This is a genomic window from Streptomyces sp. XM83C (genome assembly GCF_023072675.1).
Lineage (GTDB): Bacteria > Actinomycetota > Actinomycetes > Streptomycetales > Streptomycetaceae > Streptomyces > Streptomyces thermocoprophilus.
On sequence record NZ_JALLGL010000238.1, the window covers coordinates 1 to 9,599 of the forward strand.

The 9,599-nt window shown below is 71.9% G+C and carries 9 protein-coding genes; 3 read left to right on the forward strand and 6 right to left on the reverse strand.

Features of this window, described 5'->3' with window-relative positions:
* Window positions 1-131 precede the first annotated feature (131 nt).
* Window positions 132-905: an IclR family transcriptional regulator gene (locus MTQ10_RS22750; protein ID WP_247471730.1), complete on the reverse strand. Its 774-nt coding sequence runs from the start codon at window positions 903-905 to the stop codon at window positions 132-134.
* A gap of 118 nt (window positions 906-1,023) precedes the next feature.
* Between MTQ10_RS22750 and MTQ10_RS22755 the strand changes: the two genes are divergently transcribed.
* The 3 genes from MTQ10_RS22755 to MTQ10_RS22765 all read left to right on the forward strand — a co-directional run bounded on the left by MTQ10_RS22755 (window position 1,024) and on the right by MTQ10_RS22765 (window position 4,652).
* Window positions 1,024-2,553 (forward strand): aldehyde dehydrogenase (NADP(+)), encoded by a 1,530-nt coding sequence (locus MTQ10_RS22755; protein WP_247471733.1) that lies wholly within the window; start codon window positions 1,024-1,026, stop codon window positions 2,551-2,553.
* Window positions 2,554-2,746: 193 nt separating this feature from the next.
* Window positions 2,747-3,475 carry a DsbA family oxidoreductase gene (locus MTQ10_RS22760; RefSeq protein ID WP_247471770.1) on the forward strand — a complete coding sequence of 243 codons (729 nt, stop codon included), beginning with the start codon at window positions 2,747-2,749 and terminating at the stop codon, window positions 3,473-3,475.
* A gap of 124 nt (window positions 3,476-3,599) precedes the next feature.
* On the forward strand, window positions 3,600-4,652 hold the full coding sequence (locus tag MTQ10_RS22765) for an aminotransferase class V-fold PLP-dependent enzyme (protein ID WP_247471736.1): 1,053 nt from the start codon (window positions 3,600-3,602) through the stop codon (window positions 4,650-4,652).
* 166 nt (window positions 4,653-4,818) lie between these two features.
* Here MTQ10_RS22765 and thpD read toward each other — a convergent pair whose 3' ends face one another.
* The 5 genes from thpD to MTQ10_RS22790 form a co-directional block, all read right to left on the reverse strand.
* Window positions 4,819-5,709, reverse strand: coding sequence for an ectoine hydroxylase (gene thpD, locus MTQ10_RS22770; RefSeq protein WP_282612501.1), 891 nt, complete (start codon window positions 5,707-5,709; stop codon window positions 4,819-4,821).
* A 5-nt stretch (window positions 5,710-5,714) separates the two neighbouring features.
* Window positions 5,715-6,119, reverse strand: coding sequence for an ectoine synthase (locus MTQ10_RS22775; protein WP_247471742.1), 405 nt, complete (start codon window positions 6,117-6,119; stop codon window positions 5,715-5,717).
* A 54-nt stretch (window positions 6,120-6,173) separates the two neighbouring features.
* Complete coding sequence (gene ectB, locus MTQ10_RS22780) at window positions 6,174-7,445, reverse strand: diaminobutyrate--2-oxoglutarate transaminase (RefSeq protein ID WP_247471745.1); 1,272 nt, start codon at window positions 7,443-7,445, stop codon at window positions 6,174-6,176.
* A 40-nt stretch (window positions 7,446-7,485) separates the two neighbouring features.
* On the reverse strand, window positions 7,486-7,992 hold the full coding sequence (gene ectA, locus MTQ10_RS22785) for a diaminobutyrate acetyltransferase (RefSeq protein WP_247471764.1): 507 nt from the start codon (window positions 7,990-7,992) through the stop codon (window positions 7,486-7,488).
* A 413-nt stretch (window positions 7,993-8,405) separates the two neighbouring features.
* On the reverse strand, window positions 8,406-9,515 hold the full coding sequence (locus MTQ10_RS22790) for a pyridoxal-phosphate-dependent aminotransferase family protein (RefSeq protein WP_247471768.1): 1,110 nt from the start codon (window positions 9,513-9,515) through the stop codon (window positions 8,406-8,408).
* Window positions 9,516-9,599: the final 84 nt, after the last annotated feature.

Here is a 9,599-nt window from a genome sequence, read left to right on the forward strand (position 1 = left end):
CCCCGGAATCCCGCAGTCCGGCCCCCTCCGGCCCCGCTGGACCACCTCGGAATCCCGCAGTCCCGCCCCTCCGGTGCGGTCCGCCCGACAGGCGGATCGGCGGGGGTGGAACCGGGGCGCGGGCCCGCCCGTCACAGGTGCCGTGTGGCCAGCGTCAGCCGGTCGCGGGCGTCGAACAGGGCGTCCTTGACAAGCTGCTCGTGCGCGGGCGTCAGCCGTGCCACCGGCACCGAGCAGCTGACCGCGTCACGGGCGGGGGTGCGGTAGGGGATCGCCACGCCGAAGCAGCGCAGGCCCAGCGTGTTCTCCTCCCGGTCCACGGCGAAGCCCTGCTCGCGCACCTGGTGCAGCTCCTCGATGAGCTTCTCCCGGTCGGTGATGGTGTTCTCGGTGAGCGCGGGCAGCGTCTCCGGGAGCATCTTGCGGACCTGCTCGTCGCTGTACGTCGAAAGGATCGCCTTGCCCAGGGAGGTGGCGTGCGCGGGCAGCCGGCGGCCGACCCGGGTGAAGGGGCGCAGATAGTGCTGGGACTGGCGGGTGGCCAGATAGACCACGTTGGTGCCGTCCAGACGCGCCAGATGGATGGTCTCCGTCGTGTCGTCCGACAGCCGGTCCAGCGTGGGCCGGGCCGCCGCCACGACCTCGTCGCCGTCGATGTACGACGTGCCGACCAGCAGCGCGCGCACCCCGATCCCGTACCGTGTGCCCGTCGCGTCGGTCTCCACCCAGCCCAGCTCGACAAGGGTGCGCAGCAGCATGTACAGGCTGGACTTGGGGTAGCCGACGGCCTCCTGCACGGAGGCGAGGGAGTGCATGCCGGGGCGTGCCGCGAAGTACTCCAGCAGTTCGACCGTCCGCACCGCCGATTTGACCTGCGCCCCGCCGCCTGTCTCGCCTGCAGACATCGCCCTTGACCCCTTCATCCGACGGGAAATAGTCTCCGAACTGCATTCATCATCAGAGACAGCGTTCAGTATATCGAACGCCCCTGGTGGGCGGGCGAGTACTGGGAAGGACACCGCGGTGGCAGCAGCACCAGTCTGGAGTGTCGACCCCCGAACCGGGAAGCAGCGGGAACAGGTTGCGGTGGAGGCCACAGCCCAGGAGGTGGACGCCACCGTCACAGCGGCCCACGCCGCCCGGGACGCGCTCGCCGACCGCACGGTCCGCGCCGCCTTCCTGCGCACCGCCGCGGACCGGCTGGAGGCCAGGAGGGACCAACTGGTGGAGGTCGCCGACGCGGAGACCGCGCTCGGCCCGGTCCGCCTCACCGGCGAACTCGCCCGCACCTGCTACCAGCTGCGCGCGTTCGCCGGCATCGTCGACGAGGGCGCCTTCCTCGACGTCGTCATCGACCACCCCGACGACACCGCCACCCCGCCCGTCCCCGACCTGCGCCGCCACAAGGTGCCGCTCGGCGTGGTAGCCGTGTACTCGGCGTCCAACTTCCCCTTCGCCTTCTCCGTCCCCGGCGGCGACACCGCCAGCGCGCTCGCCGCCGGCTGCCCCGTCGTCGTCAAGGCCCACCCCGACCACCCGGCCCTGTCCGAGCTGGTCGCCAAGGTGCTCCGGGACGCCGCCGCCGAGCACGGCGTCCCCGCCGGCGTCCTCGGCCTGGTGCACGGCTTCGACGCCGGCCTGGAACTGATCCGGCACCCGCTGGTCGCAGCGGCCGGCTTCACCGGCTCCGTCCGGGGCGGGCGCGCCCTGTTCGACGAGGCCGCCGCCCGCCCCGTGCCCATCCCCTTCCACGGCGAGCTGGGCTCCCTCAACCCGGTCGTGGTCACCGAGGCCGCCGCCGCCGAACGCGCCGAGGCCATCGGGACCGGCCTCGCCGGGTCCATGACGCTGGGCGTCGGCCAGTTCTGCGTCAAGCCGGGCCTGGTGCTGGTGCCGTCCGGCGCCGCAGGCGACGGCCTGGTGAAGTCCCTCACCGACGCCGTCAGCAACACCGACCCCGGCGTCCTGCTCGACCACCGCATGCGGGACAACTTCGTCCGCGGCGTCGCCGAGCGCGGCCGGCTGCCCGAGGTGGACTCCCCGGTGACGCCGGGCGCGGGCGGCGAGCACACCGTCAGCGCCGGGTTCCTCACCGTCCCGGCCAGCCGGCTCGCCGCCGGCGGCGAGCACGACCTGCTGCTGGAGGAGTGCTTCGGCCCGGTGACCGTCGTCGCCCGCTACGAGGACGACGCCGAGGTCGCGGCCGTGCTCTCCCGGCTGCCCGGCAACCTCACCGCGACCGTCCAGCTGTCCGAGGCCGAGGCAGCGGGCGAGGGGAAGGGCGCCCGGCTCCTCGCCGAGCTGACGCCGCTCGCCGGTCGGGTCGTCGTCAACGGCTGGCCCACCGGCGTCGCCGTCGCCCCCGCCCAGCACCACGGCGGCCCCTACCCGGCGACCACCTCCACCTCCACCTCCGTCGGGGGCACCGCCATCGAGCGCTGGCTGCGCCCCGTCGTCTACCAGAACGCCCCCGAGGCCCTGCTCCCGCCGGAGCTGCGCGACGACAACCCGCTCGGCCTTCCCCGCCGTGTCGACGGCCGCCTGGAACGCTGACCGCACCCCGGTTTCCGGGCGCCCGCCGAGGGGACGCCCGGAACCGGGAACGAGGCCGGGGGACCGACCCTCGGGAACCGACCGTTCCTCTCCGACCGCGGGAATGAACCCCGCTGCTTGAACGTTCACGCACTTCGGCGGAGGCCGAGGACGTCTCCGTGCCCCTGCGAAGTGGAGTGAGTCAACCGTGAGCCTGCGCGTCGAGATCTGGTCCGACATCGCCTGCCCCTGGTGCTACGTCGGCAAGGCCCGTTTCGAGAAGGCGCTCGCCGCCTTCCCCCACCGGGACGACGTGGAGGTCGTGCACCGCTCCTTCGAACTGGACCCGGGCCGCGCCAAGGGCGACGCCGCGCCGGTCGTCCCGATGCTCGCGCGGAAGTACGGCATGAGCGAGGCGCAGGCCCAGGCCGCCGAGGACAACGTCGGCGCGCAGGCCGCCGCCGAGGGACTGCCGTACCGCACGCGCGGGCGCGACCACGGCAACACCTTCGACATGCACCGCCTGCTGCACTTCGCCAAGGAGCAGGGCGCGCAGGACCGGCTCGTGCAGATCCTGTACCGCGCCAACTTCGCCGAGGAACGCTCCGTCTTCACCGAGGGCGACGAGCGGCTCGTCGAGCTGGCCGTCGAGGCGGGACTGGACGCCGACGCCGCCCGCAAGGTCCTCGCCGACCCCGACGCCTACGCCGCCGACGTACGCGCCGACGAGGAGGAGGCCGCCCGGCTCGGGGCGACCGGCGTGCCGTTCTTCGTCCTCGACCGGAAGTACGGCGTCTCCGGCGCCCAGCCCGCCGAGATCTTCACCCGGGCCCTGGAACAGGCCTGGGGCGAACGCTCGCCGATCTCCCTGATCGGCCGGGCCGACGGCGAAGCCGACGCGGACGCGTGCGGGCCGGACGGGTGCGCCGTCCCGCAGCGCTGACCCGGGGGACTGGGCGGGTCCGGACGGAAAGACGCAGCTCGGACCCCATCCATAAGCAACGCTTGGACAAACCGTGTAAAAGAACGCAATGGACTTGGGGTGGGTGCGGGCCCACAGTGGTCCCATGGAGACCTTCGAGAGCCTCGTCCGTGCCGAGTTCGCACCGAAGAACACCTACCTCAACACCGCGAGCAGCGGTCTGCTGCCCGCCAGGACCGTGACCGCGATGCAGCGGGCCGTGCGGCTGCGCGCCGAGGGCGGCTCGCTCGACCCGCTCTTCGAGGACGTCGAGGCGGCCCGTGCGGCGTTCGCCCGCCTCGCCGGCGTCCCCGTCCACCGCGTCGCCGTCGGCCCCTCGGTCGCCGCACAGACCGGGCTGATCGCGGCCTCGCTGCCCGCCGGAGCCGAAGTCCTCACCGCCGAGGACGACTTCACCTCCGTCATCAACCAGTTCCACGTCCGCGGCGACCTCAAGATGCGCATCGTGCCGCTGGAGCGGCTCGCCGAGTCCGTGCGGCCCGGCACCGCGCTCGTCGCCGTCAGCGCCGCCCAGTCCGCCGACGGCCGCGTCGCCGACCTGCCCGCGCTGCGGGAGGCGGCCCGCACGCACGGCACCCGCACCTACATCGACTTCTCCCAGGCGGCCGGCTGGCTGCCGATCGACGCGGACCTGTACGACTTCACCGTCTCCACCACCTTCAAGTGGCTGCTCGGCCCGCACGGCGCCGCGTTCCTCGTCGTCCCCGAGGACTTCGGCGGACTCACCCCGCTGCTCGCCGGCTGGGTCGCCGCCGAGGACCCCTGGGCGAGCTGCTACGGCCCGGTCGCCGAACTCGCGCACAGCGCACGCCGGTTCGACGTCAGCCCCGCCCTGGGGGTCCACTCCGGGCTGCGTGCCTCCCTGGAACTGCTGGAGGAACTGGGCGTCGACACCGTCCGCGCCCACGACCTGGCGCTGGCCGAGCGGTTCCGTGCCGGGCTCGCACGCCTCGGCCACGAGCCGCTGCCGGCGCCGGACTCCGCGATCGTGTCCGTGCCCGGACTGGGCGCACGCCAGCCCGCGTTGAGCGCGGCCGGCATCCAGGTCTCCGACCGTGCCGGCAATCTGCGGGCCTCCTTCCACCTGTACAACACCGCGCAGGACGTGGACCGGCTCCTCGACGCGCTCGACGGCTGACAACCCGGCACGAGAGCCCGTCCGACAGTTCCCGTCCGCCGCGCGGTGTGCGGCACGCGGCCCCTGGCACACGACCGGGCCGGGCCCCCCGTCCCACACGAGGAGGCCCGGCCCGGTGACCCTGATGGACACCCGCGCGGCGGCTGCCCCGGGAGCACGCGCGGCGCTACCGCACCGGCGTGAAGTCCCGCGCGCCGATGAACTCCGGCCGGCGCACCGGCGCGGCGAACGGCTCCACCGCGGCGTTCTCCACGCTGTTGAACACGATGAAGACATTGCTGCGCGGGTACGGCGTGATGTTGTCGCCGGAGCCGTGCATGCAGTTGCAGTCGAACCAGGTCGCCGAGCCCGGCTTCCCGGTGAACAGCCGGATGCCGTGCTCGCCGGCGAGCCGCGTCAGCGCCTCGTCCGACGGGGTGCCCGCGTCCTGCATCTGCAAGGACTTCTTGTAGTTGTCCTTCGGGGTGGCGCCCGCGCAGCCGAGGAACGTCCGGTGCGAACCCGGCATGATCATCAGGCCGCCGTTGGTGGCGAAGTTCTCCGTGAGCGCGATCGACACGGACACGGTCCGCATGTTCGGCAGGCCGTCCTCGGCGTGCCACGTCTCGAAGTCGGAGTGCCAGTAGAAGCCGCTTGCGCCGAAGCCCGGCTTGACGTTGATCCGCGACTGGTGGACGTACACGTCGGAGCCGAGGATCTGCCGGGCCCGGCCCACGACCCGCTCGTCGCGCACCAGCTTCGCGAACACCTCGCTGATCCGGTGCACTTCGAAGACCGAGCGGATCTCCTGGGACTTCGGCTCGACGATCGAACGCTCGTCGGCGCGGATCGCCGGGTCGGCCACCAGCCGGTCCAGCTCCGCCTTGCAGACGGCGACCTCGTCGGGGGTGATCAGCTGGTCGACGGTGAGGAAGCCGTCCCGCTCGTACGCCTGGAGGTCGGCGGTGCCGATCGGGCCCGGCGTGTCCGGCGCGCCCCAGACCACCGGGTCCTGCCGGGGCACGGTCACCTCGGTGGCGCCGCGCGTGGGGTACAGATCGGTGACGGTGGTGGTCATGCCGCTCACACCTCCTCGGGCTCGGTCAGCAGCGGGTAGACGCCGTTCTCGTCGTGGTCCTCCCGGCCGGTGACGGGCGGGTTGAACACACAGATGCAGCGGAAGTCCTCCTTGACCTTGAGCGTGTGCCGCTCGTGGCCGTCGAGGAGGTACATGGTGCCGGGCGTGACGGTGTACGTGGTCCCGGTCTCGTGGTCGGTGAGCTCCGCCTCGCCCTCGACGCACACCACGGCCTCGATGTGGTTGGCGTACCACATGGACGTCTCGGTGCCCGCGTACAGGATCGTCTCGTGGAGCGAGAAACCCACCCGTTCCCGGGCGAGCACGATCCGCTTGCTCTCCCAGGTGCCGGACGCGGACCTCACATGCCGGTCGGTGCCTTCGATGTCCTTGAACGAACGGACGATCACGGTGGTGCGATGCCTCCTAGGTAGGGGTCGTGCCTCGGGGGTGGTCTTCGGGTCTCAGGCGGTCTCGCGGACGGCACGGGCGAGGATCTTCAGGCCCTCGTCCAGCTCGTCGGGGGTGACGGTCAGGGCGGGCAGCAGCTTCACCACCTCGCTCTCCGGGCCGGAGGTCTCCACCAGCAGCCCCAGCTCGAACGCGCGCTGCGCGATGCGCCCGGCGCGGGCCTTGTCGTGGAACTCCAGGCCCCACACCAGGCCGCGGCCCCGGTACTCCTTGACGTCGGACAGGTTCTCCTCGCAGATCGCGATGAGGCCCTGCTCGACCTGCTCGCCGCGGGCGCGGGTCTGCTTCTCCATCGCGGAGCCGTCCGCCCAGTACGTCTGGAGCGCGGCCGTCGCCGTGACGAACGCCGGGTTGTTGCCGCGGAAGGTGCCGTTGTGCTCGCCCGGCTCCCACACGTCCAGCTCCGGCTTGAACAGGCACAGCGACATCGGCAGGCCGTAGCCGCTGATCGACTTGGAGACGGTGACGATGTCCGGGACGATGCCGGCCTCCTCGAAGGAGAAGAACGCGCCGGTGCGTCCGCAGCCCATCTGGATGTCGTCGACGATCAGCAGCATGTCCTGCCGCTCGCACAGCGCGGCGAGCCGACGCAGCCACTCGGCGCGGGCCACGTTGATGCCGCCCTCGCCCTGCACGGTCTCCACGATCACCGCGGCCGGCCGGTTCAGGCCGGACCCCTGGTCCTCCAGCAGCCGCTCGAACCACAGGAAGTCCGGCACCTGGCCGTCGAGGTAGTTGTCGAACGGCATCGGCGTGCCGTGCACGAGGGGGACGCCGGCGCCGGCGCGTTTGAAGGCGTTGCCGGTGACGGCGAGGGAGCCCAGCGACATGCCGTGGAAGGCGTTGGTGAACGACACGATCGCCTCGCGCCCCTTCACCTTCCGCGCCAGCTTCAGCGCGGACTCCACCGCGTTGGTGCCGGTCGGGCCCGGGAACATCACCTTGTACGGCAGGTCGCGCGGGCGCAGCACCAGGTTCTGGAAGGACTCCAGGAAGGCGCGTTTGGCGGTCGTCGACATGTCGAGCCCGTGGGTGACGCCGTCCCGCATCAGGTAGTCGATCAGCGCCCGTTTCAGCACCGGGTTGTTGTGCCCGTAGTTCAGCGAGCCGGCGCCGGCGAAGAAGTCCAGGTACTCATGGCCGTCCTCGTCGTACATCCGGCTGCCGCGCGCACGGTCGAAAACGGTGGGCCAGCCTCGGCAGTAGCTGCGTACCTCGGACTCCAGGGTCTCGAAGACGCTCAGGTCGGGCTGGGTGATGGTCACGACGAATCGCTCCTCGGGGTGGGGTGTGCGGAATGCCGGATCAGTGGGAGAGGGGCCCGATGCGGTGGAGGACCTCGGGGTCGTGCGGGCCGTCCGGGAACAGCCCCGCGTCGAACAGCACCTCCCGTTCGAGGCCGGCGCCGTGCCGGGCGGCGAACGAGGCGAACAGCCGCTCGGAGGCGGTGTTGCCGGGGGTGACGGTGGTCTCGACCTCGGTGATCCCGCGCTCGGCGACGAGCCGGGCGGTCAGCGCGTCGAGCAGCGCGGCGGCCAGCCCCCGCCCGCGGTAGGCCGGGTCGACGGCCACCTGCCAGACGAGCAGGGTGCGCGGCCGCTCCGGCCGTACGTACCCGGTGACGAACCCGATCGGCTGCCCGTCCTCCCGGCGCACCACCGCGGAGGTGCCGGCGAAGTCACGGCACCACAGCAGGTAGCTGTAGGAGGAGTTCAGATCGAGGGCCTTCGAATCCCTGGCGAGACGCCAGAGCGCTGATCCGTCGGCCACCGTGGGACGGTCGATGAGCAGGTCTGCTGGTGCGGCAGTCATGCGGATTGAACTTACCGAGAGAAATTCAAAAATGCATAGCCGTACGAGGTTTTCAGCAGCCGCGAGTTGTGTTATCACGCGGGCGCGAACACGGGCACGAGGTCAGGGAGTGTTGTCCTGGTTTGAGGCGGAAAAACTTCACATATGGGTGCGGCGTGTGGAACGCATCACACCGCTGTAATCCTCGCTGCATTCCTGGCGGATTGCTGCATGCGGCCTTCGCAAAATCTTTGCGTTTAGCCTCGCGGGAACTGGGCAGAAGAATACGGGAAATCTGTCTTCGCGGAATTCACGGGGAATGCGGAACGAATGGCTTTCGAGAAAAAGAGATCCGGCGGGGGAGTCTCGCCTCCACCCGCCGGAACGCAGTCGCCGGAACGCGCCTCGGGACGGCCTGTCCGCCGCCCCGGCGGCTACCGGGCCGCCGCGTCCACCGCGTCGACGGCGTCCAGGGCGGCCGGCACGTCCACCGTCAGCCCGCGCTCCGCGAGCGCCTGCCCCAGCGCCGCCAGCGCGCCGCGGACCGTCGCCGGGGTGGCGTCGGTGCCGTAGTGGTTGACCCGGATCATCTCCTTCGCCAGCGCGCCGCCTCCCGCGCTGACCGGCAGCGCCGGGTCGCTCCGCAGTGCCCGCGCGACCAGCTCCGACGCGTCGACCCCGGCCGGCGCCCGCAGGGTCGTCGCCACCGGCGCCGCGTCCGCGGCGTCATGGACGTACGGCTCCAGGCCGCCGCCCAGCGCGAGCGCACCCGCCCGCGTGGCCGCCGCCACGCGCGCGTGCCGGGCCATCACCGCGTCCGGGCCCTCGGCCTCGATCCGCTTCAGGCACGCCTCCAGCGCCAGCATCTCCAGCTGCGCCGGCGCGTGCGGCAGCACCGTGCGGCCGGCGTCGATCCAGCGTTCCTTCCAGTCCAGCAGTGACAGATAGGAGCGACGCGGTGCCCGCGGGTTCGCCGCCATCCGCGCCCAGGCGCGCTCGCTCACCGACACCGCCGACACACCGGCCGGGCCGCCCATCGCCTTCTGCGCGCCGATCACGCACAGATCCACACCCCACTCGTCCACCAGGACGGGCTCCGCGCCGACCGACGCCACCGCGTCCAGATAGAACAGCGCGCCGTGCTCACGCACCACCGGGCCGATCTCCGCGACCGGGTTGGTGTTGCCGGTCGCCGCCTCCGCGTGCACCAGCGACACGAAGTCGATCTCCGGGTGCTCGGCGAACGCCTGACGGATCTGCCCGGCCGTCACCGCCGTGTGGAACGGCACCGCCAGGTCGATCACCTCGGCGCCGCAGTCCCGCAGCCAGTTCCCGAACGTCTGACCGTACGGCCCGGTGATCACGTTCAGCGCGGTCGTGCCCTCACCGGCCGCGGCGCGGATCGCGCCCTCCAGCGGCAGCAGCGCCTCACCCTGCATGATCAGCACGTCCTGCCCGGTGTGCAGGAGCCGTGCCACTCGGTCCTCGATCGACGCGAAGCGCGCCGCGTCGAGCGGGGCCAGGTCAAGGAACGGGTGCGTCACGGGGGTGCTTCCTTCACTCGGGGGGCCGAACCCAGGGGGGCCGGGCGCGCGGGGCCCGGCAAGATCGAGGGTAGTCCTCGCCCG